This window comes from Pseudofrankia inefficax (assembly GCF_000166135.1).
GTDB classification, from domain to species: Bacteria; Actinomycetota; Actinomycetes; order Frankiales; family Frankiaceae; genus Pseudofrankia; species Pseudofrankia inefficax.
This window is the reverse complement of the sequence record NC_014666.1, coordinates 433835-459243: the sequence shown is the minus strand read 5'-3', so window position 1 is coordinate 459243 and position 25409 is coordinate 433835. Positions and strand designations below refer to the sequence as shown.

Here is a 25409-nt window from a genome sequence, read left to right as displayed (position 1 = left end):
GGCCGGGGCGCGTGCCTCAGGCGACGAAGTTCTTGAGCTCGGCGACGAGCTTGCGAATATGGCCCGAGATCACCGGCGTGCCCAGGTCCTTGAACCGCTCCCGGAACCATGGGTTGACGCTGCCGCGGCCGGAGCTGTTCACCGAGCCGACCGGGATGAACCGGACGCCGCCGCGATGCAGCGACTCGATCGCCTCGAACAGCGGCTGGGACCGGTCGAACTCGTAGAAGTCCGAGATCCACACCATCACGGTGTTACGTGGATCGCTGATCTTGGGACGAGCCATCTCCATGGCGACGGGTCCGTCGTTGCCACCGCCGAGCTTCGTCCGCAGCAGCACCTCGAACGGGTCGTTCACCCAGGGTGTGAGGTCGAGCGCGCGGGTGTCGTACGCGATCAGATGGACGTCCACCCTGGGCAGGCCGGCGAAGATCGAAGCCAGGATCGTGCAGTTCACCATCGAGTCGACCATCGAGCCGGACTGGTCGACGACGACGATCATCTTGGCCGGCGTGGTGCGCCGGGCGGTCTGCCGGTAGTAGAGGCGGTCGACGTAGAGGCGCTGGTCCTCGGGGCTCCAGTTCGGGAGGTTCTTCCAGATCGTCCGGTCGAGGTCGAGGTTGCGGAACACCCGCTTGGGCGGCACCGACCGGTCGAGCGTGCCCGCGCTGGTCTGCTCGACCTGGGTACGCAGCACCTCGGCGACCTCGTCGACGAACCGGCGGATCAGGGCCTTCGCGTTCGCCAGCGCAACACCCGAGAGGTTGTCCTTGTCGCGCAGCAACTGCTCGATCAGCGACATGCTCGGGGTCAACCGGCGGGCCAGCGTCGGATTCGCCAGCACCTCCCGCAGGTGCATCCGGCTCACCAGGTCGGCCTCGATCTCGCCGAGCACAGCGCCCGGGCCACCGGGCCCGTCGCCGACGTCGGGCCCGAGCGTCCGCCGCAGCCAGCCGGCGTCAGCCTGCCAGTCGGCGAGCTGCCCGGCCGTGACACCTCCCGAACCGGTCGCGAAGGTGTTCAGCAGTAGCTTCGCCATCACCGCGGCGGTTCGGACCTCCGCCGCGCCGACCGACCCCGCGGGGAGGTCGGCCGCCGGCGCGGCGAGCAGGCCGTCGATCTCGGGGGCCAACGCCGGGAACCGCTGCACGACGTTGTCGATCGACACGGTCGGGTCCAGCAGCGCCGCCGGCAGGTCGAGATCCTCGACGATCGCGAGGCTCGCCGCCTCCAGCGAGGGCTGCTCGTCCGGCGCGAAGATCCGCGCCAGCAGCCGCCAGTAGAGCACCTGCCGACGGTTCTCGGACGCGGCCGGATCGAGCTCTGGCTCGGCTGACCCGGCTGGCCCCGCCGAGGCGGCTGGCCCACTGGAGACGGAGGGGATGCTCATCCGCGCAGCAGCCTTCCCGCGCGCTCGCGCAGTACGGGCACGGCGTCCTCGTTCTTCGCACGAGCCTTGGCGATTCTCGGGTCGGGGGCCCCGCGGGCCCAGTCGCCGACGTGCGCGACCAGCGGCTTCTTCTTGACCACGGCCTGGACGCCGAGCGGCCGCAGTAGCCACCGACCCTCATCCCAGCGCAGCAGGCCCAGGCAGGCCGACGAGCCAGCGAGCACCGCCGGCGCGAGTGGCCCCAGGCTCACCGCCGGGTCCGCCGCCGCGGGCTCGACCTCCACGCCGAGCACCGAACCGCCCAGATCGAATGTCAGCGTCTGCCCGTCGTCGGCGAGCGTGGCCGTGTAGCCCTCGAGCAGCACCGGCTCGCAGATCCGGACCGGATGCCGATCCAGCGGCGCGACCGGCGGGGCGAGCGCCCCCGCCGGCAGCACCCGGGCGGTCACGAACGGGTCGGCCGCCTCGGCCAGGCGTGCGGCGTCCTCCCGCCAGACCAGGTCGCCGGTCGAGAGCAGAACGAGCTCGGAGAACTCCACGGCCCGCCGCTCCACGAGCGCGCCCACCAGGACCGGGTAGGTCTCGAGTAACCGCCACACCGCCGGCCCGACGATCGTGTCCACCTTCGCGGCGGTCACCGCGGTCCGCATCAGCCGGGGACGCTCACCGGCGGTCTCCAGCACGGCGTGGACGACCAGCCGCACAGCCGTGCCGTGCTCGGCCACCTCGGCGCCGAGCGGCAGCAGCCGGCCGGTCGACACGCCGGCCGAGCCGTCAGCCGCCCAGGCACCGTGGCGAGCCAGCAGCACGCCGCGCGTCCAGAGGTCAGCCCAGCGCCGCACCGGCAGGCGTCCCCGCACCCCCACCGGACCGGCCGCGAGCAGCTCCGCGGCGAGTCCGTCCAGCAGCACGGCCAGCCGGCGTAGCGGTGGCACCGCCAACGCGGCCTCGCGTGCCTGGGCCGACGAGGAGACCAGCTCGTCCTCGGCCCCGCGCCAGCCAACGATCGCCAGCTCGCGCAGCCACGATCGGCAGCCCCCGAGCGCCGCCTCCCCCGCCGTCGCGCCAGCCGAGCCCATCCCCTCGTCCCAGGCAGACCGCTCCCGGCCCACGGTCAGGTCGACGGCGCCGAGCAACGCGTCGTGGACGGCCCCGAGCACCGCGGCGCGCGCTCCCGCGAGCGTGGCCAGCACGTCGTCGCTGACCGAGCCGGTGGCAAGCTTCTCGGCCGCCTCGCGGGCGACCGGCCCGAGCGGGCTCGCGGCCAGCACGTCGGCCAGTGCGAACACCGCCGCGTGCTGGTCGGCCCCGAGCCGACCCAGGCCGGTGACCAGGGTGTCGTCGAACCCGTCCACGACAGCGAGCGCATCCGCGACGCCGGCGGGAGTGGCGGCCAGCAGGTCAGCCAGCTGAGTCGCCAGCATCAGGCCACCACCCGCCCAGCCGGGAACCAGTCCAGCTCCGGCACCGGCTCGGTGACATCCGGCAGCTCCAGGTAGCCGAGATGGCGCAAGAAATCGGAGAACACGGCTGACGCCGGCAGCTGCGCGCGTTGGCCGCGCAGGGCCGCCAGCACGTCCGACCCGCTGCCCGCACCCTCGGCGATGTCGACTCGCAGGTAGCGGGCCACCCGCTCGACGCCGTACTGCATCACGGCCGCGTCCACCAGCGCCCGAAGGTGGTTGCACGGACCGCCGCCCGTGAGCCCGCCGCATGGCCGGTTGTTGTTCGTCCCGCAGTTGTAGGCGTGCGAACGGGTCTCGATCGACGAGACGTACACCCGCTCGATGTCGGACCCGCTGGAGACGACGCCCTGCAGCCGTCCGTGCGCCAGTTCGACGAAGGGCACCTTGGCCAGTGCTCGCGGCCCGACCGGCGGTACCACCCGCCCGACGCTGCGTCTGTCCACGCCGCTCTCGACCACCGCCACAACCTCCGCAGTCCCGACCGTCCGATCTGCCCGTTGTCCCCCAGTTCTACTCGGGCCGTCCGACAGTTTCTGACGGTACGAGCCGAACCAGGCGTGGGCTGGACGACCGCTGACCTGCGGTGGGGCTCAGGACGTCGGAATGCGGTAGCGGTAGCCGACGCCGCGGACGCTCTCGATGGACCAGGGCGTCTCGGCGGTGTCGCCGAGCCGGCGGCGCAGCCGGCGGACGTGCACGGCGAGGGTGTTGGAGTCCATCTGGGAGGTGCCCCAGACCAGCTCCAGCAGGCTCTCCCGGGGCACGACCCGGCCGGCCCGCTCCAGCAGCACGCGCAGCAGCCGGAACTCCCGCGGCGGCACAGCGACCGGCACCCCGTCGACCCGGACCTGGTGCGCGCCGATGTCAAGGGACACCGCGCCGACCCGAAGCACCTCCGGATCGGCCTCCGTGCCCGAGCCGCCGGGCCGGGCGGCCAGGCGAGGCCCGCCAAGCGCCGAGGCACCCGGAGTCGTCGCGAGGCCATCGGCCGGCAGGCCGGCGAGCGCGAGCACCTCGGCGACGAGGTAGGGCTTGGCGACACAGGCGCTGGCGCCGGCCTCCAGGCCGTCGGCGGCCTGGGCGAGGTCATCCGGCCCGAGGCCGAGCAGGATGGTCACCTCGCCCCGGCCACGCATCGCCCGCAGCGCGCGGACGACGCCGATGCCGTCGACCACCGGCAGGTTCGCCCCGACGAGCACGACGGACGGAGCCAGCCGGCCGGCCTCCAGCAGCGCGAGAGCGCCGTCGCCGACGACCCTGACCTCGGCGCCGCGGGCGGCGAAGGCGGCGACGAGGGTGTCGTCCACCTCCGCGTCGGCGACGAGCACCACGGCCGCCGCCGCGGTCGGAGCCGCGGCGGCCGGCACAACGGGAGCTCCCGCCTCGACGGGAAGGGACATGCTCAGCCGAACCGTCCGGAGATGTAGTCCTCGGTCCGCTTCTCCGCCGGGTTGCTGAAGATCTTGGTGGTCTTGTCGTATTCGATCAGCTTGCCGGGCTGGCCGGTCGCCTCCAGCGAGAAGAACGCCGTCGCGTCGCTCACCCGGGAGGCCTGCTGCATGTTGTGGGTGACGATCACGATGGTGTAGCTGTTCTTCAGCTTCTGGATGAGGTCCTCGATCGCGAGCGTCGAGATCGGGTCGAGCGCGGAGCACGGCTCGTCCATGAGCAGCACCTCGGGCTCGACCGCGATGGCGCGGGCGATGCAGAGCCGCTGCTGCTGGCCGCCGGAAAGACCGGCGCCCGGCCGGCCGAGGCGGTCCTTGACCTCTTCCCAGAGGTTCGCGCCGCGCAGCGACTCCTCGACCCGCTCGTCGAGCAGCGACTTCTTGCGCACGCCGTTGAGCTTCAGCCCGGCGATGACGTTCTCGTAGATCGACATGGTCGGGAACGGGTTCGGCCGCTGGAAGACCATGCCGACCCGGCGACGCACGTTGACCGGGTCGACCCCGGGGCCGTACAGGTCCTCGCCGTCGAGCAGGACCTTGCCTTCGACGCGAGCGCCCGGAATGACCTCGTGCATCCGGTTGAGGGTGCGCAGCACGGTCGACTTGCCGCAGCCGGACGGGCCGATGAACGCGGTGACGTTCTTCGGCTCGATGGCGAGTTCCACCTTCGACACGGCCTTGAACTTGCCGTAGAAGATGTCGATGCCCTGGATATCGATTCGGGTGGCCATTGCTACCTCTGCTACCTGAGCCGCCGGGGCTCGCTCGACACGACGGTGAGTTCGGGTTGGGTCCGGGAGAGAATCGGGCGGATCATTCCCCGGCCCGTCAGACCTTGGCCCGGCGCGACACGAGCCGGGCGATGAGGTTGAGCAGCATGATCAGGATGATCAGCGTGAGCGCGCCGGCCCAGGCACGGGCGATCGCGGACGCCTGCGGCTTGGTGGCCTCGGTGAAGATGAAGATCGGCAGCGACGACTGGTGACCCACGAACGGGTTGGAGTTGATGTAGTCGTTGCCGAAGATCGTAAGGAGCAGCGGCGCCGTCTCGCCGGCCACTCGGGAGATGGCCAGCATGACGCCGGTCACAATCCCGGGCAGGGCGGTCGGAATGACGACCTTCATGATCGTCCGCCACCGCTCGATGCCGAGGGCGAAGCTCGCCTCGCGCAGCTCGTTCGGGACGAGCTTGAGCATTTCCTCGGTCGAGCGGACCACCGTCGGGATCATCAGGATGACCAGGGCGAGCGAGCCCGCGAATCCCGTCTGGTGCTGGTGCAGCAGCAGAATCCAGAACGCGAAGATGAACAGGCCGGCGACGATCGACGGCAGGCCGGTCAGCACGTCGACGAAGAAGCTGATCGTCCGGCTCAACCGGTTCCGCCGGCCGTACTCGACCAGGTAGACCGCGACGAGCACCCCGAACGGGATCGAGATCAGGCTGGCGAGGCCGATCTGCTCCAGCGTCCCGATCAGCGCGGCGTAGGCGCCACCGCCCGCGTCACGGGCGCTGATCCCGGCCATCGAGTGAGTGAGGAAGTCGCCGTCCAGCCGGCTGGCGCCCTTGACGAGCACCTGGACCAGGACGGCGACCAGCGGGATGAGCGCGAGCAGCAGCGTGCCGAAGATGATGGTCCGCACGAACCGGTCGACGGCGCGACGACCGCCCTCCACCAGGCTGGAGGCGATCGTCTGGCCGATCCCGTAGAGCAGGATCGCGATCAGCCCAGTCTGGATCTTGCCCTGGATCGACGTGGCGAAGTACAGCACCAGGGCGACGGCGACCGCGCCGGCGGCGACGGCCGGCAGCGCGTACGCCGGAAGCTGGTTGCCCTTGAGATGCAGGTGGTCGTCGGACGGGGCGCCGGCCGGCGCCTCGGCGGTCGCAGTGGTCACGTGGCGCTCCCGGAGAACTCGGCGCGCCGGGCGATGACCGCGCGAGCCGCCATGTTGACGATCATGGTGACGATGAACAGCACCAGACCGGAGGCGATCAGGGCGCCGCGACCGTTGTCGTTCGCCTCGCCGTAGGCGTTCGCGATGTTCGCGGCGATCGTGTTTCCGGCCGGCGTCAGGACGCGCCAAGGGATGTTGAACGAGGCGGGCAGCACCAGGGCGACCGCGATCGTCTCGCCCATCGCGCGGCCGAGGCCGAGCATGGCACCGCTGATGACGCCGGGCTGGCCGTAGGGCAGGACCGCGGTACGGATCATCTCCCAGCGGGTGGCGCCAAGGGCGAGCGCCGCCTCCTTGTGAGCCGTCGGCACCTGCCGGAACACCTCACGAGAGATGGCGGCGATCGTGGGGAGGATCATCACGGCCAGCACCACGCTGGCGACGAAGATGCCTCGGCCGACGGTGCCCGCGCCGTGCGTGTTGAAGATGCCGATGCTGTCCGGCGCCTTGGCGATGCCGGCGACGATGCCGACAAGGAGCCCGAGGACGCCACCCGACGTGACGAACGAGCCGACGGTCCCCCGGCCCACGAGACGCTGGACGACGAAGCCGATGAGCGCGCCGGCGAGCTCTGGCCAGGGGAACCAGAGCAGGTACTGGTTCATCCAGGACTCGACGCCGACCATGTGCGGCACGAGGACGACCAGGCCCCACAGGCCGTAGACGACGCTGGGCACCGCGGCGAGCAGGTCCACGACGTAGGCGATTGGGTCTGCGACCCGGCGTGGCGCGTAGTTCGTGATGCAGAGCGCGATGCCGACCCCCACCGGCACGGCGAGGAGCATCGCGATGGCCGCGGTGATGACCGTTCCGGACAGCAGCGCGGCGATGCCGAAGACCGGCGGGATGTCGTTCGGGTTCCAGGTCTTCGTGGTGAAGAAGTTGCCCTTGTTCGCGCCCAGCGCGCCCGTGGCCTTCACAACGAGAAAAACGGCGATGGCTGCGATGAGAAGCAGCAGCACCACGCCGCAGGCCCGGGTCAGGTTCTTGAACAGCGAGTCGGCGAGGCTGACCTTCGCCTTGCCGCCCTCGGGTGTGATGGGAGGAGGTGGCTCGATGCCTTCAGTCCCCCCCGGCCCAGCAGGACCGCCCGGCTCGATGGCCGGCTCTGTCGTCATCGTCCCCTCCTAGTCAGCTGAATGAAAGGCCCGGCCGCGGCCGGGGTGAGGACACCCCGGCCGCGGCCGGACGGACAACCGTCGACGCGGTACGGACCCGCGCCTTCAGGCAGCCGCTTGGTTCGGTGTTACGGGAGGGTGGCGATGACGCCGCGGACCTTGGTGGCCAGCGACGAGGGCAGCGGGGAGTAGCCCAGGTCGGTGATCGAGGACTGGCCCGCGTCGGAGGTGGCGTAGGTGAGGAAGGACTTCACCAGGCCGGCCTTCGCCGGGTCCTGACCCGCGGTGCAGACGATCTCGTAGGAGATCAGGTAGATCGGGTAAGCGCCGGCGACCTTGGACGTGTAGTCGAAGGTGACCTTGAGGTCGTTGCCGTCGGCCACCGTGGCGGTCGACAGGCCCTTCGAAGCGGCGTCCGTGCTGGCCTTGACGTACTCGCCGTTCGCGTTCTTGATCTCGGCGGTCGGCAGGCCGGCGTTGTCGGCGTAGGACTGCTCGACGTAGCCGATGGCGCCCGCGGTCGACTTGACGACGGAGGTGATGCCGTCGCTGCCCTTGGCACCCTGGCCGCCCGGGGCCTTCCAGTCCGAGCTGTGGTCGGTCGGGTAGTCAGCCGGAGCCGCGCCGTGCAGGAACTTGGAGAAGTTGTCGGTGGTGCCCGAGCTGTCCGACCGGTGGATGGTCTGGATCGGGGTGCTGGGCAGGCTCGCGCCGCTGTTCTCGGCCTTGATCGCCGGGTCGTCCCACTTGGTGATCGCGCCCGAGAAGATCTTGGCGACCAGCGACGGCGACAGCTTCAGCGTCGAGACGCCGGACAGGTTGTAGATGAGGGTGATCGGGCCGGCGACAGTCGGGATGTCGATGGCCGCGCCGCCGGTGCAGACCTTGTTCGCGTCGGTCGCCTGCGGTTCCGCGAGCGCCGAGTCGGAGCCGGCGAAGTCGACCTGCTTGGCGATGAAGGCGGTGCGGCCCGCGCCGGAGCCGACCGACGCGTACTGGATCTGCGCGCCGCTGCACTTCGCCGTGTAGTCCTTGACCCACTGGTCCATGGCGTTCTTCTGCGCCGACGAACCGGAGCCGCTGATGCTCCCGGTGGCGCAGCTGATCGTCGCGGCCGACGTGCCGGCGGCCGACGGCGTCGAGCCGCCACCGCCGCTGTTGTTGTCCGAGCCACAAGCCGCGACCCCGAGCAGCGCCGCGACGGCGATGCCGGCGGCGGCGGACTGACGCTTGCCTACCTTCACGAGTAGCCCTTCTGAATGGCGCCCGAAGGCACCTGCCCCCAGCAGTCCGATCCGGACCGCCGATGGAACATCGAAGTCGGCCACGATGAACCCAGAATGAACAAACCCGAACACAAACCAGACACACACCGGAACAGCTACTCGTATGCGTTGATCCTCTGGCATCGCGGCCAGGTGATCACAAAAACGACTACGAACGGTAACCATTCGGTTTTGTTCACCTCCACGCGGACCACTGTGAGACCACGGTGGGCGTCCTGGTCGCCACCAACGCCGACGTCCGACCAGCCTGGGCCCATCAGCCCGCGCCGGGGCTCCGCGCCGACCGCGCGGCCCGACACGGGGCTCGTTTTCCAGAGACACACCAGGCGATGGCCGGACAACTACGCAACGCAACCAACGTGGGCCGAGCGCTGCCCAGCGCCCCAATCGCCCCGAGATCACCCTTCACCGATCACCGGTGCGAGCTGATTGCTGCACAGCAACGACATCGTTGCTGACAGCATGCGTCAGGTAGCCGCAGGTCATGGAGGCGATGACGACTCCGACCGGCAGCGGCCGCGCGGCGACCGAGCACGGGGCCGGTACCCGCAGGCAGGCAGAAGGAGACATCGATGAACGACACCGCCGCCGGCGCCGGTGACCTCAAGACCGGAGGCGACACCGACGAGCTCGACCCGGAGCCAGGCCACCTCGCGGAGCTGCCTCGTTCGCTCGCCGTGGTGACGACCGCCCGCGAGGGGAGCGCGGTCGAGCACCAGCTCCTGATCTCGCCCGGCGCGACGGCCGCCGACGTCACCGCCGCGATGATCCTGATGCCCCCGGCCGCGGCCCTGGTCGGTCACCGCGGCGCCGGCGACGTCGCGCTCGTGTTCCGCGAGCCAGCCGGGCTCGCCGCCGACGCGGCGCTCTGATTCGCCGGTCCGGGCGCGCCGCGCGACGACCCCGGCCGGGACGACGGCCAGGCGTAAGATCACCGGTCCGCGCCCGGCCGAAAGGTGTCCGGCCACGCAGGGCTATCGCTCGTACGACGGGTGCGGGCAATATCGTGGACGCGTGGCCGTACTGACTCTTCGTTCCGACGACTTCCCCCGCTGGTACCAGGACGTGATCGCGAAGGCCGAGCTGGCCGACAACGGTCCGGTCCGGGGGTCGATGGTGATCCGACCGTACGGCTACTCGCTCTGGGAACGGATGCAGGCCGACGTCGACGCCCGGATCAAGGCGGCCGGCGCCGTCAACGCCTACTTCCCCCTGTTCATCCCGGAGAGCTACCTGCGCCGGGAGGCCGAGCACGTCGAAGGGTTCAGCCCGGAGCTCGCGGTCGTCACCCACGGAGGCGGCAAGGAGCTGGAGGAGCCGGTCGTCGTCCGTCCGACCAGTGAGACGGTCATCGGCGAGTACATGGCGAAGTGGACCCAGAGTTACCGCGATCTGCCGCTACTACTCAACCAGTGGGCGAACGTCGTCCGCTGGGAGCTGCGGCCGCGGCTGTTCCTGCGTACCAGCGAGTTCCTCTGGCAGGAGGGCCACACCGCGCACGCGGACGGCCCGGACGCCGCGGCCTACGCGCGGCGGATCGCGCTGGAGGTCTACCAGGACTTCATGGTCTCGGTGCTGGCCATGCCCGTCTTCGTCGGGCGCAAGACCCGCAAGGAGCGCTTCGCCGGCGCGATCAACACCCTCACCTGCGAGGGCATGATGGGTGACGGCAAGGCGCTGCAGATGGCCACCAGCCACGAGCTGGGCCAGAACTTCGCCCGCGCCTTCGACATCGACTACCTCGGTGCCGACGGCGCCCGCCACCTGGCCTGGACCACCTCGTGGGGCTCGTCCACCCGGATGGTCGGTGGGCTGATCATGGCCCACGGCGACGACGCCGGCCTACGGGTCCCGCCGCGGCTCGCCCCGACCCAGGTCGTCGTGCTGCCGGTCCGGGACGACGAGAAGGTCGTGGCCACGGCGACCCAGATCGCCGACGCGCTGAAGGCCGCGGGCGTGCGGGCCACGCTGGACGCCCGGCCGGGGCTGTCGTTCGGCCGTCGGGTCACCGACTGGGAGCTCAAGGGTGCGCCGGTCCGCGTCGAGGTCGGCCCGCGTGACCTGGCCGTCGGCAACGTCACCCTGGCCCGCCGCGACACCGGAGAGAAGATCACCGTGCCGCTCGCCGAGGCGGCGGCGCGCGTCCCCGCGCTGCTCGACGACGTCCAGGCCGGCCTCTACCAGCAGGCCCTCGCGCTGCGCGACTCCCGGACCGCCGACGTCACCTCGCTCGCGGACGCGATCGAGGCGGCCGCCACCGGCTTCGCCCGGCTGCCCTGGCGCCTGGTCGGCGACGAGGGCGAGGCGCGCCTCGCCGCCGAGTCCCTGACCGTGCGCTGCATCCAGAACGCCGACGGCACGCTGCCCACCGGCACGGACGACACCGACGACCTGGTCTGCCTGGTGGCCAGGGCCTACTGACCCCATCGACCGGCCCCCGAGGGTCGGTCCAACGCCCACGGGCCCGGCCGCGTCACCATGCGGCCGGGCCCGTGGGCGTTGCCGAGCCGGCTTCCGGCGGGCACTTCGGGTAGAACTGTGTTTCGCTCCTAAGGGGTCTGCCAGTACGGCAACCCTTGACTGTCATGGAACCGGATTTCAGACTAGGCCCAGGCTGGACGGGCTGGTGCGAGCGCGGGGGCGGTCGAGGCGTCCGGGCACCGGCCGGCGAGCCGGGGCCCGCTCCGGCTCGACTCGATCGTGGCGGGCGGTCCGCGCCACGGCCTGGCACCTGGCGACGAGGATGTGAGATGGCGTTCCCCACCGGAGTCCCGATCATCGACACGATGATCGGCTTCCCGCAGCCCGGCACCTCGCAGTACGACTTCATCCGGCGGCAGCTCAAGGACGCCGAGTCCAAGGAGTTCGCCTTCCCGGCCGAGTACATGTTCAAGAACGTCCCGCACGACCTGCCGACCGACGACCCGGTGAGCGTCACGCTGCACGAGATGGACCGGTTCGGCGTCGAGAAGGGCCTGATCGGGTGCGCCGGCGAGTCCGCCCGCGTCGCGCTGAAGAAGTTCCCGGACAGGTTCGTGGCGAGCGGCAACATCAACGACCCGAACGACGTCATGGGCACCGTGCGCGCCATCGTCCGGGACCACGAGGAGTACGGCATCCGGGCGGTCGGCGCCTTCCCGTCCGGGACCTTCCCGCAGGTCGCGATCAACGACGAGAAGATGTACCCGGCGTACGCGAAGTGCGTCGAGCTGGGCATCGCGGTGTTCTGCTGCGCCGGGGTTCCCGGGCCGCGGCTGAAGTTCGAGCCGCAGCGGGTCGAGCTGATCGACCAGGTCATGTTCGACTTCCCCGACCTCGTCTTCGTCACCCGGCACGGCTGCGAGCCATGGACCGACCTGGCCGTGAAGCTGCTGCTCAAGTGGCCGAACCTGTACTACTCGACCTCCGCCTTCACGCCGAAGTACTACCCGAAGGCGATCGTCGACTTCGCGAACACCCGCGGCGCGGACAAGATCCTCTACGCCGGGTACTTCCCGATGGGCCTCACGCTCGAACGGATCATGACGGACATGCCGACCGTGCCGTTCCGCGACCACGTGTGGCCGAAGTTCCTGCACGAGAACGCCCGCAAGGTCCTCAAGCTCGACGCGTAAGCCGCTCCATCCGCCAGCAGGCCTTTTCCCTCTCGCTCGGGCCGGCGCCGCGGCCACCGCCGACGGCGAGACCCGAGCGGCCGAACGCCGAGATCCCGAGGAGTCGTCGTGTCGATTGGCCTGACGGAGGAGCACTCCGCGCTCGCTGCCTCCGTGCGGGGTTTCGTCACCCGCCATGCCCCGTCCACCGCGACCCGCGCCGAGCTCGACCAGTACGCGGCCGGAAAACCGGTTCCGTACTGGGACGGGCTGGTGGAGCTGGGGCTGACGTCGCTGCACCTGCCCGAGGAGTTCGCCGGTGCCGGCGCGGGCTACGTGGAGCTGGCGGTCGCGCTGGAGGAGACCGCCCGCGGCCTGGTGCCCGGGCACCTGCTCCCGACCGTGCTGACCAGCGCGCTGCTGGCCCACCACGGCGGCGACGACCTGCGCAAGCGGCATCTGCCCGGGCTGGCCGCCGGAACTCTCGGCGCGAGCGCCCTGGCCGCCGCCGGGCTGCGCGCGACGCCGGCCGGCGACGGCGGCTACACCGTGTCCGGCGTGAGCGTCCCGGTGCTCGGCGCGGCGGGGGCGGAGCTGCTCCTGCTCGGGGCTCGGCTCGACGACGGCGAGCTGTGGTTCGTCACCGACCCGGACGCCCCCGGGCTGCGGGTCGAGCCGGCCACCGCCGTCGACCTGACCCGTGGCGTCGCCCGGATCCGGCTCGACGGTGTCCGGGTCGACGCCGAACAGGTGGTCGCCCTCGACACCGAGTCCGCGCGCACGCTCGCGGTCGTCCTGTTCGCCGCCGAGGCGGTCGGCGTGGCTCGCTGGCTGCTCACCACCGGTGTGGAGTACGTGAAGGTGCGCGAGCAGTTCGGCCAGGTGGTCGGCTCGTTCCAGGCCATCAAGCATCGGTGCGCGCGGATGCTGGTCCGGGTCGAGACGATGTCGGCCGCCGCCTGGGACGCGGCGCGCGCCGTCGAGCAGGGCGACGAGCAGCTCGCGCTCGCCGCCGCGGAGGCCGCCGTTCTGTGCCTCGCCGGCGCCACCGAGCTCGGCCTGGACACCGTCACCCTGTTGGGCGGCATCGGCTACACCTGGGAACACGACACCCACCTGTACTGGCGGCGCGCGATGGCGCTGGAAAGCCTGCTCGGGCCGGTTTCGGCTTTCGAGCACCGGCTCGGCGAGCTGGTCGGCGGCGCGCCGCGGGAAACCGCCGGGCAGTCGACCGCCGCCGGCGGGCCGACCCGCGACTTCACGCTCGAACTGCCGGACGAGGATCCGGCGTTCCGGGCCCGGATCGCCTCGGTGCTCGGCGAGGTCGCAAGCCTTCCCGCGGCCGACCGACAGCGCCGGCTGGCCGATGAGGGGCTGGTTCTCCCGCACTATCCACGCCCCTACGGGATCGCGGCGACACCGCTGGAGCAGCTCGTCATCCAGCAGGAATACGAACGTTCCGGCGTCACCCAGCCGAAGACCATCATCGGTGAATGGGCGATGCCGACGATCCTCGCGCACGGCACCGACGAGCAGAAGGCGACACTCGTACCGGCGACGCTGCGCGGCGAGATCACCTGGTGCCAGCTGTTCAGCGAGCCCGGGGCCGGTTCGGACCTCGCGGCCCTGTCCACCAGGGCGGAGAAGGTCGAGGGCGGCTGGCGGCTCAACGGCCAGAAGGTCTGGAACTCGATGGCCGAACGTGCGAACTACGGCATCTGCCTGGCCAGGACCAATCCGGACGTCCCCAAGCACCGCGGCATCTCGTATTTCCTGGTCGACATGAAGACGCCCGGCATCGACGTGCGCCCGCTGCGCGAGGCCAACGGCAACTACCTGTTCAACGAGGTCTTCTTCACCGACGTCCTCGTGCCCGAGGACAGGATCGTCGGCGAGCCCGACAAGGGCTGGGCACTGGCCCGCACGACGCTCGGCAACGAACGCGTGGCGATGGGCGGCATGCGTGAGCTGCGCATGGACCTGCCCGCGCTCGCCGCCTCCGGCGAGCTCGTGACCGATCCGGGCGACGTTCGCCGCGACATCGGCGCCCTGTACGCCCTCGCGTTCGCGCTGTCGGCGATGTCGTTGCGCTCCACGCTGCGCACCCTTTCCGGCCTGCGGCCTGGCGCCGAGGCGAGCGTCGCGAAGGTGGCGGCCAGTTTCCTGAACACCGACGTGGGGACGCGTGTCCTGCGCTGGTTCGGCCCGTCGGCCGCGAGTGCCGACGGTCCGGCGGCGGCGGCCGTCCACCAGTACCTCAGCATCCCGCCGCACCTGATCGGCGGTGGCACCATCGAAATCCAGCTCAATGTCATCTCCGAACGTGTTCTCGGCCTCCCGCGCGGCTGACGGCCCACGAGTCGCGACCGGCCGGACGATCCGTGCTCGGCCGGTCGCTAGAACGCTGTTTCGTGGGTGACCCGAGCCTCGTCAATGCGACGAGCGGAGCGCCCCGATACCGCGTGGCACTCCGGCTGGCGGGATTGAAACCGGCTTCCAGGTAGCCTGAGAAGGTGGCGAAAGAGGAAACGCTGCCGCAGCCGGTGAGCACGATGACGGCTGCGCAGCTCGCGCGGCGGCGGCGGCTGACCGACGCCGTGATCGAGATGATCGACCAGGTGCCGCCGGACCAGCTCCAGATGCGCGATGTCGCCGAGCGTTCCGGCGTCGCGCTCGGGACGGCCTACCGCTATTTCTCGTCGAAGGACCACCTGCTCGCCGCCGCCTGGGCCGACTGGCAGCGGCGGCTGACCGACCGGGTACGCGGCGAGGTCTCCCGTGACCACGGGAGAAGCGGATCCGCGGCTGTGCCGCCCGTCGGGGCCTGCACCCGCGTCGTCGGCTTTCTGCACCGGGAGATCCGGGCCTTCCAGCGCCACCCGAACTTCGCCCGGCTCGTCACGCACGTCGAGGTCGCCAGCGACCCGTTCGCGAGCGAGGAGATCGCCGGTCTCGCCGACGACAACCGGACCGTGATGGCCGCCCTGATGAGCGGAGTGCCGCCGGAGGTCGCCCGGCCGGCGACGATCGCGATCAATGCGACGCTCGCGTCCGGGCTGGCCTCCTGGACCGCCGGCCGCCTCACCTTCCCCGATCTCGTCCGTCAGTTGGAAGACGTCACCCGCCTCGTTCTCCGCGACTACGACGACACCGCAGCCGGCTGACGCTCCGGCGACACGGCCGGCGACCAGGCGGGCCCCTTCGACAGACCCGACGGTCGGGCGCTCCGGGCACGTCCCATGTCGCAATCGGGACAAAAGGGGACTCGGCGTTCCGGTTCTCGCCACTATGGGCGAGCACTGTGAACTGGACGAGGGGAAAGACCCATGAGGATCCGCCTGGTCGGCGCGTCGCTTCTCGCGGTGGTCGCAATCGCGGCCACGGCGACCGGATGCTCGCAGAAGGCCCGGGAGGTCGGCCGCGACGCGCCGGTTTCCAGCCACGACGACAAGCCCGCCCGGCTCATCAACATGCCGGACGGATTCAGCAACGTTTCGGCCAAATGCGACGGGCCGAACATGGTCTATGTCGTCTACCATTCCGACAGCGCCTACGGCTCGGTCGCGATCGCGCCGAACGACCCACGCTGCCGGACAGCCGGGAGCACCGGCTGACCTTCGGTTGACCTTCGGCGCTCAGCTTGCCGGTAGATAGCTGTTGGTGACGACGTCGGCGGCCTTCACCGGCTTGTCTATGAGCTGCTGAGCCGACATCCAGTCCGCGAAGCTCTGCCAGGCGGCCGGATCCTCGTGGCCGAAGCCGGCCGCGTTACGCAGCAGGGGAACGGTCGCGTCGACCATCTTGGGCAGGACAGCCGGGTCGTAGCCCTGGGCGACCTTGGCGATCGTCGCGGCGGCGGTCGCGGGGTCGGCCAGGACGGCGGCGTTGCCCTTGGCGAGAGCGGCCAGGAAGTCGCGGACCAGCTGCCGATAGGCCGGGTCGGACTTCAGCCGGCTCGCCTTGGCGATGACGACCAGTTCGGCGTAGTTCGGGACACCGGCGGCGGTGACGGGGATGACCGTCGGCTTCAGCCCCTGGGCTTCGAGCTGGACCGCTTCGACGTTGCGGAAGCCACCCAGGGTCGCGTCGACGTTGCCGGTCACCATCGCGGCGATCAGGTCCTGGCCGACGTCGACCTTCTTCACCGAGCCGGCGTCGACGTGGTTCTGGGCAAGGATCGTCTTGAGGAACGCGTCCTGGGTGGCGAGCCCGGCCGTGGCGACGCGAGCGCCGGCCAGATCCGGGATGGAGTGCACGCGGGACTTGTCCGTCGCGATGACCGAGGTCAGCGCGGTGGGGACCAACGCGCCGACGGACACGACATCCAGGCCCTGAGACCCGGCGATGATGGTCTCCGGCTCGTAGGAGATGCCGAGGTCGACCTTTCCGGTGCTGACCAGCTTGGTGGGGTCGGACGGGTCGGACGGCGACTGGAGCGTGACGTCGAGACCGGCGGCCTTGAAGTAGCCGGCCGCGCGGGCCGAATAGAGGGCGACGTGGTCCGGGTTCGGGTCCCAGTCCAGGAGCACGGTCGTCCTGCGGGTCTGCGCGCTGCCACCCGCGTCGGACGACTTGGTGCCCCCGCCGCAGGCAGTCAGCACAAGTACTCCGGCCATCAGTGCCGAAGCGGCACCCAGGCCGGTCAGCAGCCGAGATCGGTGAGCTCTCATCGGACCTTCTTCCCTTCGTGAGCCCAGCCGACCAGCAACCGCTCCAGGACGGTGACCAGCACGAACAAGGCGACAGACATCGCGGAGAGCAGCGCGATCGCGGCGAAGACCAGCGCGCTCTGCAACTGCGGAACGGCCTGGCGCATCACATGCCCGAGGCCGTCGGAGGAACCGGAATACTCGCCGAACACGGCGGCGGTCGCCGCATACGCCGCCGACAGCCGCAGCCCGGTGAACATGGACGGAAGCGCAGCCGGCAGCTCCACTCGTCGGAAGATGGCCCAGCGACTGCCATAGAGGGTTCGCATCAGCCGGACGAGGTCCGGCTCGACGGCCGCCAGACCGTCCAGCGTCGCGACCACGATGGGAAAGAAGCAGAGCAGCGCGACGAGGATCAGCTTCGGCGTCAGCGTGTAGCCGAAAATGATCGCGAGAACCGGGGCAATCACGACCACGGGCACGGTCTGGGAGCCGATCAGCCAGGGATACAGCGCCGCCCGAGCGATCCGCGAGAAATGCAGGCAGGACGCGGTCACCAGCCCGGCGGCCACCGCGATCGCGAACCCGAGCAGGACCTCGGTCAGGGTCACCCAGGTGGCGCTCGCCAACGTGCCGTTCCAGCGGTCAACCAGGGCACGGACGACCGCGCTCGGCGCCGGCAGGATGTAGTCCTCGACACCGAACACGACGGTGGCCAGCTCCCAGGCAGCCAGGATCGCCACCAGAACGACCGCGGCCGGGCCATAACGCCGGAAGACCCGGACAAGCCTCCCCTGGCGCCCTGCCGTCCGATTCCCGGTCCGGGCTGCTGCGTGCGCTTGCGCCGTTGACGACATCGATCAGCCCTCCGCCCGTCGCACCGGGTTAGGGCTGCCATCGGCGGATTTCACGGCAGCGACCGGCGCCGACGGCCGTTGCTCCAGGGCGGCGAGCACCTTGTCGCGCAGTTGGATGAATTCGGGCGTCGCCAGCAGCTCGCGGCGAGTGGCGGCGGCGGGCAGGTCGACGGCGTAGCTGGCGGCCACCTTGCCCGGCCTACCGGTCAGGACGACGATCTCGTGGCCCAGCAACAGTGCTTCCTCGACGTCGTGGGTGACGAGCACGACGGTGCGGGGCTCTGCCTCCAGGGCGGCGCGCAGCCAGTCCTGCGCCTCCGCACGGGTGATCGCATCGAGCGCCCCGAACGGCTCATCCAGCAGCAGCACCTCCTTGCCGGCGACGAAGGTCCGCAGAAAGGCGACCCTCTGCCGCATGCCACCGGATAGCTGCCGCGGCCGGTGTTCCTCGAACCCGGCGAGCCCGAACCGGGCGAACAGCGGCCGGACGACCGCTCGGGCCTCGCGCCGCGAGATCCCACGGTTCTCCAGGGAGACCGCCGCGTTCGCCAGGGCCGATCGCCACGGCAGCAGCAGGTCGCGCTGCGGCATCCACGCGCACCGGGCCAACCGAGCCGCCTGGTCGGTGGCGCCGAGTACGTCGACCACGCCCTGATCCGGCTCGTCAAGACCGCTCATCAGGCCCAGGATCGTCGACTTGCCGCAACCACTGGGCCCCACGACCGCGAGCCGGCGGCCGCGCGGAACGGCGAGATCAACCCCCTCGACCGCGAGGACATCGCCGTAGCTCCGCGTAACACCGGTCAGCCGAATCCCAGCCTCAGTCACGCCGCCACCGACCACGCCACGCTGGCCGATACAACCGACCAGCGGCATACCGGGTCAAGCTGGCCCGGCTCACATCACTTTCCGCGGCGGACGGCACCGTGGCCGTGGGTTCAGCGATGAGCGGGCCTGGTCGCGAGGACCACGGTGACGTCGTGCTCCTCGGAATGCACCGCTTCACCGGCCAGGCCGGCGGCCGAGACGGCCGCGATCAGCTCCGTCGCCTGCGCCTCGCTGGTCTCGACCAGCAGGCGTCCGCCTACGGCCAGCCAGTCGCCCGCACCGGCCAGCACTCGGCGTAGCACGGCGAGCCCGTCGGAGCCTCCGTCGAGCGCGACGGGCGACTCGTGCTCCCGGGCCTCGGGCGGCATCAGGCCGATCGCCGCCGTAGGCACGTAGGGCGCGTTCACGAGCAGGAGATCGACGCGGTTTCGCAGCCCCACCGGCAGGGCCGCGTAAAGGTCGCCCTCATACAGCTGACCGCCGAGCGGAGCGAGATTGCGCCGAGCACAGCGCACCGCGGCGGGATCGATGTCGGCCGCGTGCAGCTCCACCCCGGACGACCGCAGCAGGCCCGCGACGACGGCGCCGAGAGCGCCGGAGCCGCAGCACAGATCGACCACGACTGCCGCCCGCGGCACCGCCTCCGCGGCCCGGTCCGCGAGCCAGCGGCCGGCCGCGAGGTCGACGAGGAACTCGGTGCGCCGGCGCGGCACGAAGACGCCGTCGTCGACGAGGATCCGCTGGCCATGGAACTCAGCCCAGCCGAGGACGTGCTCCAGCGGAATGCCGGCGACGCGCCGGTCGGTCAGCCGGTCCAGCTCGGCCTGGTCGGTGGCCGCGGCGAGCAGCAGCGCGGCCTCGTCCTCGGCGAAAACGCAGCCCGCCGCCCGCAGCCTGGCGATCAGGTTGTCACGCGCACGCGGGGCCGGAACTGACGATGAATGCGGCGCCGAAGAAAGCGGCGACGACGGGGAGAGCGACATCAGGAGCCTTTCCGAACGGGGCTCTCCCGGTCACCGCCGCCGCGGATCAGCCGCACGGCCCGGAAACGGGAGCACCCACCCTGTCTGGACGTTGATGGGTCTCACCTCCTCGGGCCGTCGCTACGCAGGCCGCACTGTACCCGATCAGGGTCGCGCGTCGCGCGGACCGACTACCTCTCAAGGTGTACGGCCTACGACCTGAGGGGGACCCCGGACCGGACAAAGATCGGTCTCGCGGGCGTCGGCGGCGCAGGCGGAGATCTCTAACGTTCTGCCTTGTCAACAGCCGGTCGGCCACCAGGACGCGACCGGCACGGAAGGCGACGGACGTGAGGTTCCGATGATCGAGGTGCACCGATGATCGAGGTGCAGGGGCTCACCAAACGCTATGGCCGCAAGGTCGCTGTCGAGGACCTCTCGTTTACGGTTCAGCCTGGAGTGGTCACCGGTTTCCTGGGCCCGAACGGCGCGGGCAAGTCCACGACGATGCGCATGATTCTCGGCCTGGACCGGCCGACCAGCGGCATCGCGCTCGTAGACGGCCGGCCCTACCGCGAGCTGCGGGCACCGGCGCGGCATGTCGGCGCCCTGCTGGAGGCACGTTCGATCCACTCCGGTCGCAACGCGCGCAATCACCTCCTGGCGCTCGCCGCGACCCACGGTGTCTCGACGCGGCGGGTCGACGAGGTGATCGACCTGGTCGGCCTGCGCGAGGTGGCCGGGAAGCGGGCCGGCGGCTTCTCGCTCGGCATGGGCCAGCGGCTGGGAATCGCCTCCGCGCTGCTCGCCGACCCGTCGACGCTGATCCTCGACGAACCGGTCAACGGGCTCGACCCCGAGGGAATCCGCTGGATTCGGGATCTGCTCCGCGGGCTGGCCGCCGAGGGGAGGGCCATTCTGATCTCCTCGCACCTCATGAGCGAGATGGCCTTGACCGCGACCCACCTGGTCGTAATCGGCCGAGGCCGACTGATCCAGGAGACGACGGTCGAGCAGTTCGTCCGCGCCGCCTCCAGCAGCCGGGTCCACGTCCGCTCCCCACAGGCCGCGGAATTCGCCGAGCTTCTCGCCCAGGCGGGCGCGACGGTCAGCTTCTCGCCCGCCACCGCCGGAAATCCGGCGACCAGAGCGGTCAGCAGCATTCCGCCGCAGCTGACCATTTCCGACTCGATCGAGGTAGCGGGTCTCCCGGTCGAACGGATCGGCGACCTGGCCCGCGCGCACGGAATCACGCTTTACGAGCTCAGCCCGCGCCTCGCCTCGCTGGAGGACGCGTTCATGGACATCACCCGCGACGCGGTCGAGTTCGCCACCGCGACGCCGTCGACCCGCGGAGGGAACCGATGAACACCACGACGATCGCGGACGCCCGGCTCGGCGTGGGCACGGGAGATGTCACCCAGCTGCGGGTCGTGCACTCGGAATGGGTCAAGTTGCGGTCCCTGCGCTCGACCGGCTGGACGCTTGGCTCAGCGGTCCTCCTGCTCATCGGCCTCGGCCTTCCCCTCTGCCTGCAGGCCTCGCACCACTGGTCTCCGGCCGAGGTCCAGTCCAGAGACCAGGACCCGGTGTTCCAGTCGCTGGGCGGGCTCCTGCTGGCGCAGATCCCCATCGGCGTGCTCGGGGTGCTGACGATGACCGGCGAGTACGCCACCGGAATGATCCGGGCCACGCTCGGCCTGGTGCCGAAGCGGCTTCCGGTGCTGTGGGCCAAGGTGGCCGTCTTCGGGGCGGCGTCGTTCGTGCTCATGCTGGTCGCCGCGCTCGTCTCGTTCCTCGTCGGCCAGGTGCCCCTGTCACACCACGGCGTCGGAGTCACGCTCGGCAGCCCCGGAGCCGCCCGTGCGGTGCTCGGCGCCGCCGGGTACCTGGCCCTCGTCGGCCTGCTCGGACTCGCCCTCGGCGCGTTGCTTCGGCACACCGCCGGCGCGGTGTCGGCGCTGCTCGGTGTCCTGCTGGGACTGCCGATCCTGTTCGGGCTGCTGCCGGAAAGCTGGCAGCCCGCGGCGCGCTTCCTGCCGACCCTGCTGGGCGAGGGCATGGCGTCGACCAGCCCGCCCAGCGTCACCCATCAGCTCTCCCCCGGGCTGTGCTTCGTCGTGATGTCCCTCTACACCGTCGTCGGGCTGGTCGCCGGCGCGTTCGTCCTCGCCCGGCGGGACGTCTGACGAAGATCTCGACAGGTCGTCCAGGACCGGTCCGGCGGCGCCATGGGCCCGCCGGACTGGCCGTTCCCGGCAAACCGCCCCACCGAGCTCGAAGGCGTCACGATGGGTCCTATGGAATCGTTCGGCCACTGGCGCCGCGGCCGGGCCGGGCTGACAGCGCTGGCGGTCCGGCAGGACCCGCCGGACGTTCCCGGCGTGGTCTTCGGCCGGATGCGGCACAGCCGGATCGGGACGGCGCTGCGCGCCCACCCCGTCCTCGTCGACTCCACGCTGGCGCTCGCGGTCTGCGTCCTGGCGCTGGTGCCGTTGGCGTTGCCGCCGCACGGGCCGGAAGGCGCGATCCTGCTGCTCACCCTCGCGGCGACGGCGCCGCTGTGCCTGCGGCGCAGCTACCCGCTCGGGACGTTCGTCGTCTGCGCCCTGGTGTCGCTGGCGCAGATCCTGCTGTGGGTGCCGTCGTTCGGCACGTTCACGTCGCTGCTGATCGAGTTCTACACCGTCGCGAAGTGGTGCTCACGGCGGGCGACCTCGGCCGCCGCCGCGTCCGTCACGGCCTGGATCCTCTGGTTCTGCGTCAGACTGCCGCAGGTCCGCGCAGTCGACCGGGTCGGGGTGGCGCTCGTCTTCCTGCCGGCGGCGGTCGCGGCCGGGGTGCTCGGCGTGAACGCGAACACCCGTCGGGCCTACGTGGCCTCGATCACCGACCGCGCCAACCGGGCCGAGCGTGAACGTGACCAGCAGGCACGGCTGGCGGCGGCCGGCGAACGCTCCCGAATCGCCCGCGAGATGCACGACATCGTGGCGCATAACCTTTCCGTCATGATCGCGCTGGCCGACGGCGCCGGCTACACCCTGCGTGACCTGCTCGGCGACGCGGCGGACCCGCAGGACCAGCGGGTACGCCGCGCGACCAAGGCGGTCGAATCGGTGTCGGCCACCGGCCGGGAGGCCCTCGCGCAGATGCGCAGCCTGCTCGGCGTCCTGCGAGACGACGGCGGCCTCACCCAGCCGGCGGACGGTGGCCTCGGCCCCGACGGCGCGCTCAGCGGGAACTGGCCAGCCGGCGACCCGGGCCTCGACGTCGTCGAGCAGTGGGGTGATGCCGCCGGGCCGGGCCTGGACGGTGGGCCTCGCCCGGACGAGCCGGCCAGGGCGCCCCAGCCGCGGATCGCCGACCTCAACCGGCTGATCGAGCAGGTCCGGCACGCCGGGCCGACCGTCGGGTTCCTCGTGACCGGCCAGCGCCGGGAGCTGCCGACCGACGCCGAGCTGACGGTCTTCCGGATCGTTCAGGAATCGCTGACCAACGTCCTCAAGCACACCGGGCCACGGGCCAACGCCGTGGTCCGGCTGGGATTCGATCCCAGCGGAGTCGACATCGAGATCACCGACACCGGGTCGGCTCCCGACGACGGGTCGGACCGGTCGGTGGCCGAGGGGCCGAGGTCACCCGGCCGGGGGATTTCGGGCATGCGGGAACGCGCCGCGCTCCACGGTGGAACGCTCGTCGCCGGCCCCGGGGCCGGCGGGTGGCGGGTGGCCGCGCGCATCGTCGCCCCGGCGGGACCGCCACCGGTCGCGGCGACCGGCCAGGCGCCTGAAGTGCCGCCGGCACGCGCGGTCGCCACGCCGCCGGGGACTGAGGCGAGTCGATACTCCGAGGGAGCCCCGCGCCCATGACGATCACCGTGCTGCTCGTGGACGACCAGCCGCTGCTGCGGATGGGATTCCGGATGGTGATCGAGTCGCAGCCGGACCTGAGGGTCGTCGGCGAGGCCGGCGACGGAGCCGCCGCCGCGGCGCTGGCCGCCGAACTCTCCCCCGACGTCGTGGTGATGGACGTCCGGATGCCCGGTGTCGACGGCATCGAGGCGACCAGACGGATCGCCGCCGCGGGCGGCGTGTCCCGGGTGCTGATCCTGACGACGTTCGACCTGGACCAGTACGTGCTGGCCGGCCTGCGCGCCGGGGCAAGCGGCTTCCTGCTCAAGGACGTGCCGCCGGCCGACCTTCTCACCGCGATCCGCACGGTCGCCGCGGGCGACGCCGTCGTCGCTCCGAACGTCACCCGACGCCTTCTGGACGCCTTCGCGCACCATCTGCCCGACCCGGACGCCTCGGCGGACGGCGGTCCCGACCGACCGGCCGGCCGTGTCGCCAACCGGCGCACCGCCGGAACCGATCGGCTCGACCGCCTCACCGACCGGGAGCGCGACGTGCTCGGGGAGGTCGCGGCCGGGCTGTCGAACGCCGAGATCGCGGCCCGGCTCGTCCTGTCCGAGGCGACCGTCAAGACGCACGTCGGCCGCATCCTGGCCAAGCTGGAGCTGCGCGACCGCGTCCAGGCCGTCGTCTTCGCCTACGAGACCGGCCTCATCCGCCCGTCCGCCAACCCGCCCCGCCACGACGGCTGAGCCCGCCGCGAGACTGAGCCCGCCGCGCTTGACGCGCGGGCCCAGCCGAACAATCGCCCTCTCCCGCAAACGCGACGGCCGTTCGCGACACCACGGCGGCACAAACCTGCCCACGCGGTCTTGAATGGCGCACGGCCATCAGTAGCGTGTGCGCCCCGGGCCGATTCGGACCGGTTCGACCCGGTCCGCGAGCCGCCCGCGACGCATAGGCGTCCGCTGGTTCCCACCGGTTGACCTGGAGGTATGCATGCGGTCGCGACGTCTCACGCGCCAGCGGAACGCCCGGCTGACGGCGGTCAGCGTCGCCGCCGCCGCGACCTGCGCCGCCCTGCTTACGGGCTGCGCGCTGACCGGCCCCGGCCCCGGTGGCAGCGGCCCGGTCGCCACCTCGTCCCCGACGCCCACCCCGTCGACCAGCACCCCGGCGACCACGCCGACCCCGACCGTCAAGCCGACGTCGACCGGGAGCACCGCATCCACATCGCCGACGCCGACGGCTGACAGCCGCAAGGCGGTCTACCTCGGCGGCAACTACTCGAACGGCGTCTTCTCCGTGGGCGTCATCCCGTACGGCGGTAGCACCAACCCCGCGCTGACCGGCACGTTCCTCATCCACGAGGGAAGCACCCTGATCGGCCAGGTGAACGTCGCCTACGACCCGACCGACGGGTACTACGGCGGCCACTTCAACCTCACGCTCGCGCCCGGCCGGCACACGTTCACCTACGACTACAGCGGCGACGCCAGCTACCAGCCGGCCCATGACACGGGCAAGATCGACGTCACCAACGTCACGATCACCGCGTCGGTACCGGGCGGCACCGTCGTCTGGGGACAGCCGATCACCGTCGACATACAGGTGAGCCCGATCCCGGGCGTGACTGGCATCCCGACCGGGAAGGTCACTAACGACTCCAGCTTCGCCTTCGACACGGCCGAAGCAACCCTGGACGCGACCGGTCACGCGACTCTCACCGTCCCGCCGTCGCCGTACCTGACATCGGGCACGACGAGGCAGGACAACTACCCGATCTACATCAACTACGCGGGCGACGACACCTTCACCCCGTGGCGCGTGATGGTCCTGTTCACCTTCCTCCCCGCCCCCACCAGTTAGGCGCGCCCCCGGGCGCCCTTGATCGCGTTTCTCCGCTCATGATCGCCGTGTGAGCCCTGCGGTGGTCGTCGTCCGCGCCGTTTTGCGACCATCCGAGGGCCGAAACGGCGATCATGAGCGGTTTCCGGCCGGCGCG

Annotated in this window: 23 protein-coding genes; 11 read left to right on the top strand and 12 right to left on the bottom strand. The window is 71.1% G+C overall.

What is annotated here, in order from left to right:
- Window positions 1-16 precede the first annotated feature (16 nt).
- The 8 genes from FRAEUI1C_RS01870 to pstS form a co-directional block, all read right to left on the bottom strand.
- Window positions 17-1390, bottom strand: coding sequence for a vWA domain-containing protein (locus tag FRAEUI1C_RS01870; RefSeq protein ID WP_013421581.1), 1374 nt, complete (start codon window positions 1388-1390; stop codon window positions 17-19).
- Window positions 1387-2814 carry a hypothetical protein gene (locus FRAEUI1C_RS01865; RefSeq protein WP_013421580.1) on the bottom strand — a complete coding sequence of 476 codons (1428 nt, stop codon included), beginning with the start codon at window positions 2812-2814 and terminating at the stop codon, window positions 1387-1389. The genes FRAEUI1C_RS01870 and FRAEUI1C_RS01865 overlap by 4 nt, the downstream gene beginning before the upstream one ends.
- Entirely contained in the window at window positions 2814-3299 is a 486-nt protein-coding gene (locus FRAEUI1C_RS01860) for a hypothetical protein (RefSeq protein WP_232425264.1), read from the bottom strand. The genes FRAEUI1C_RS01865 and FRAEUI1C_RS01860 overlap by 1 nt, the downstream gene beginning before the upstream one ends.
- Window positions 3300-3446: 147 nt before the next feature.
- Complete coding sequence (locus FRAEUI1C_RS01855; protein ID WP_157734778.1) at window positions 3447-4256, bottom strand: response regulator transcription factor; 810 nt, start codon at window positions 4254-4256, stop codon at window positions 3447-3449.
- Window positions 4257-4258: 2 nt separating this feature from the next.
- On the bottom strand, window positions 4259-5035 hold the full coding sequence (gene pstB, locus FRAEUI1C_RS01850) for a phosphate ABC transporter ATP-binding protein PstB (protein ID WP_013421577.1): 777 nt from the start codon (window positions 5033-5035) through the stop codon (window positions 4259-4261).
- A 97-nt stretch (window positions 5036-5132) separates the two neighbouring features.
- Window positions 5133-6200, bottom strand: coding sequence for a phosphate ABC transporter permease PstA (pstA, locus tag FRAEUI1C_RS01845; RefSeq protein WP_013421576.1), 1068 nt, complete (start codon window positions 6198-6200; stop codon window positions 5133-5135).
- Window positions 6197-7378, bottom strand: coding sequence for a PstC family ABC transporter permease (locus FRAEUI1C_RS37100; protein ID WP_013421575.1), 1182 nt, complete (start codon window positions 7376-7378; stop codon window positions 6197-6199). The genes pstA and FRAEUI1C_RS37100 overlap by 4 nt, the downstream gene beginning before the upstream one ends.
- A 128-nt stretch (window positions 7379-7506) precedes the next feature.
- Window positions 7507-8622 (bottom strand): phosphate ABC transporter substrate-binding protein PstS, encoded by a 1116-nt coding sequence (pstS, locus tag FRAEUI1C_RS01835; RefSeq protein WP_013421574.1) that lies wholly within the window; start codon window positions 8620-8622, stop codon window positions 7507-7509.
- A gap of 614 nt (window positions 8623-9236) precedes the next feature.
- Here pstS and FRAEUI1C_RS01830 point away from each other — a divergent pair.
- The 6 genes from FRAEUI1C_RS01830 (at window position 9237) to FRAEUI1C_RS01805 (ending at window position 15871) form a co-directional block, all read left to right on the top strand.
- Window positions 9237-9536: a hypothetical protein gene (locus tag FRAEUI1C_RS01830; RefSeq protein ID WP_013421573.1), complete on the top strand. Its 300-nt coding sequence runs from the start codon at window positions 9237-9239 to the stop codon at window positions 9534-9536.
- Between the two features lie 142 nt (window positions 9537-9678).
- A complete protein-coding gene (gene proS, locus FRAEUI1C_RS01825) occupies window positions 9679-11085 on the top strand; it encodes a proline--tRNA ligase (protein WP_013421572.1) in 1407 nt (468 codons plus the stop codon).
- Window positions 11086-11414: 329 nt separating this feature from the next.
- Window positions 11415-12278 carry an amidohydrolase family protein gene (locus tag FRAEUI1C_RS01820; protein WP_013421571.1) on the top strand — a complete coding sequence of 288 codons (864 nt, stop codon included), beginning with the start codon at window positions 11415-11417 and terminating at the stop codon, window positions 12276-12278.
- A 108-nt stretch (window positions 12279-12386) separates the two neighbouring features.
- Window positions 12387-14606: an acyl-CoA dehydrogenase family protein gene (locus FRAEUI1C_RS01815; RefSeq protein WP_013421570.1), complete on the top strand. Its 2220-nt coding sequence runs from the start codon at window positions 12387-12389 to the stop codon at window positions 14604-14606.
- A 164-nt stretch (window positions 14607-14770) separates the two neighbouring features.
- Entirely contained in the window at window positions 14771-15421 is a 651-nt protein-coding gene (locus FRAEUI1C_RS01810) for a TetR family transcriptional regulator (RefSeq protein WP_013421569.1), read from the top strand.
- A 162-nt stretch (window positions 15422-15583) separates the two neighbouring features.
- Window positions 15584-15871 (top strand): hypothetical protein, encoded by a 288-nt coding sequence (locus tag FRAEUI1C_RS01805; RefSeq protein WP_013421568.1) that lies wholly within the window; start codon window positions 15584-15586, stop codon window positions 15869-15871.
- A 21-nt stretch (window positions 15872-15892) separates the two neighbouring features.
- On the opposite strand, the gene FRAEUI1C_RS01800 is transcribed toward FRAEUI1C_RS01805, so the two are convergent.
- The 4 genes from FRAEUI1C_RS01800 to FRAEUI1C_RS01785 all read right to left on the bottom strand — a co-directional run bounded on the left by FRAEUI1C_RS01800 (window position 15893) and on the right by FRAEUI1C_RS01785 (window position 19574).
- Complete coding sequence (locus FRAEUI1C_RS01800) at window positions 15893-16927, bottom strand: ABC transporter substrate-binding protein (protein ID WP_013421567.1); 1035 nt, start codon at window positions 16925-16927, stop codon at window positions 15893-15895.
- Window positions 16924-17649, bottom strand: a complete 726-nt coding sequence (locus FRAEUI1C_RS01795; protein WP_232425263.1) for an ABC transporter permease — start codon at window positions 17647-17649, stop codon at window positions 16924-16926. Before FRAEUI1C_RS01795 ends, FRAEUI1C_RS01800 begins: the two co-directional genes overlap by 4 nt.
- Window positions 17650-17766: 117 nt before the next feature.
- Window positions 17767-18606: an ABC transporter ATP-binding protein gene (locus tag FRAEUI1C_RS01790; protein WP_232425262.1), complete on the bottom strand. Its 840-nt coding sequence runs from the start codon at window positions 18604-18606 to the stop codon at window positions 17767-17769.
- Window positions 18607-18701: 95 nt separating this feature from the next.
- Window positions 18702-19574: a putative protein N(5)-glutamine methyltransferase gene (locus FRAEUI1C_RS01785; RefSeq protein ID WP_013421564.1), complete on the bottom strand. Its 873-nt coding sequence runs from the start codon at window positions 19572-19574 to the stop codon at window positions 18702-18704.
- Window positions 19575-19931: 357 nt separating this feature from the next.
- Between FRAEUI1C_RS01785 and FRAEUI1C_RS01780 the strand changes: the two genes are divergently transcribed.
- The 5 genes from FRAEUI1C_RS01780 (at window position 19932) to FRAEUI1C_RS01760 (ending at window position 25273) form a co-directional block, all read left to right on the top strand.
- The gene (locus tag FRAEUI1C_RS01780; protein WP_013421563.1) at window positions 19932-20921 is read left to right on the top strand and encodes an ABC transporter ATP-binding protein; all 990 of its coding nucleotides are present in this window, start codon (window positions 19932-19934) and stop codon (window positions 20919-20921) included.
- Window positions 20918-21742 carry an ABC transporter permease gene (locus tag FRAEUI1C_RS01775; protein ID WP_013421562.1) on the top strand — a complete coding sequence of 275 codons (825 nt, stop codon included), beginning with the start codon at window positions 20918-20920 and terminating at the stop codon, window positions 21740-21742. The genes FRAEUI1C_RS01780 and FRAEUI1C_RS01775 overlap by 4 nt, the downstream gene beginning before the upstream one ends.
- Window positions 21743-21853: 111 nt before the next feature.
- The gene (locus tag FRAEUI1C_RS01770; protein ID WP_157734777.1) at window positions 21854-23422 is read left to right on the top strand and encodes a sensor histidine kinase; all 1569 of its coding nucleotides are present in this window, start codon (window positions 21854-21856) and stop codon (window positions 23420-23422) included.
- A complete protein-coding gene (locus tag FRAEUI1C_RS01765; protein WP_013421560.1) occupies window positions 23419-24156 on the top strand; it encodes a response regulator in 738 nt (245 codons plus the stop codon). The genes FRAEUI1C_RS01770 and FRAEUI1C_RS01765 overlap by 4 nt, the downstream gene beginning before the upstream one ends.
- A 247-nt stretch (window positions 24157-24403) precedes the next feature.
- Entirely contained in the window at window positions 24404-25273 is an 870-nt protein-coding gene (locus FRAEUI1C_RS01760) for an Ig-like domain repeat protein (RefSeq protein ID WP_013421559.1), read from the top strand.
- Window positions 25274-25409: the final 136 nt, after the last annotated feature.

Excerpts from the sequence above, each read along its gene's own strand:
- FRAEUI1C_RS01805 (WP_013421568.1), top strand. The coding sequence starts at position 15,584 with ATGAGGATCCGCCTGGTCGGCGCGTCGCTTCTCGCGGTGGTCGCAATC.
- pstB (WP_013421577.1), bottom strand. The coding sequence starts at position 5,035 with ATGGCCACCCGAATCGATATCCAGGGCATCGACATCTTCTACGGCAAG.
- FRAEUI1C_RS01865 (WP_013421580.1), bottom strand. The coding sequence starts at position 2,814 with ATGCTGGCGACTCAGCTGGCTGACCTGCTGGCCGCCACTCCCGCCGGC.
- FRAEUI1C_RS01820 (WP_013421571.1), top strand. The coding sequence starts at position 11,415 with ATGGCGTTCCCCACCGGAGTCCCGATCATCGACACGATGATCGGCTTC.
- FRAEUI1C_RS01830 (WP_013421573.1), top strand. The coding sequence starts at position 9,237 with ATGAACGACACCGCCGCCGGCGCCGGTGACCTCAAGACCGGAGGCGAC.
- FRAEUI1C_RS01770 (WP_157734777.1), top strand. The coding sequence starts at position 21,854 with ATGGAATCGTTCGGCCACTGGCGCCGCGGCCGGGCCGGGCTGACAGCG.
- FRAEUI1C_RS01855 (WP_157734778.1), bottom strand. The coding sequence starts at position 4,256 with ATGTCCCTTCCCGTCGAGGCGGGAGCTCCCGTTGTGCCGGCCGCCGCG.
- FRAEUI1C_RS01760 (WP_013421559.1), top strand. The coding sequence starts at position 24,404 with ATGCGGTCGCGACGTCTCACGCGCCAGCGGAACGCCCGGCTGACGGCG.
- FRAEUI1C_RS01780 (WP_013421563.1), top strand. The coding sequence starts at position 19,932 with ATGATCGAGGTGCAGGGGCTCACCAAACGCTATGGCCGCAAGGTCGCT.
- FRAEUI1C_RS37100 (WP_013421575.1), bottom strand. The coding sequence starts at position 7,378 with ATGACGACAGAGCCGGCCATCGAGCCGGGCGGTCCTGCTGGGCCGGGG.
- FRAEUI1C_RS01785 (WP_013421564.1), bottom strand. The coding sequence starts at position 19,574 with ATGTCGCTCTCCCCGTCGTCGCCGCTTTCTTCGGCGCCGCATTCATCG.
- FRAEUI1C_RS01870 (WP_013421581.1), bottom strand. The coding sequence starts at position 1,390 with ATGAGCATCCCCTCCGTCTCCAGTGGGCCAGCCGCCTCGGCGGGGCCA.
- FRAEUI1C_RS01765 (WP_013421560.1), top strand. The coding sequence starts at position 23,419 with ATGACGATCACCGTGCTGCTCGTGGACGACCAGCCGCTGCTGCGGATG.
- FRAEUI1C_RS01800 (WP_013421567.1), bottom strand. The coding sequence starts at position 16,927 with ATGAGAGCTCACCGATCTCGGCTGCTGACCGGCCTGGGTGCCGCTTCG.
- FRAEUI1C_RS01775 (WP_013421562.1), top strand. The coding sequence starts at position 20,918 with ATGAACACCACGACGATCGCGGACGCCCGGCTCGGCGTGGGCACGGGA.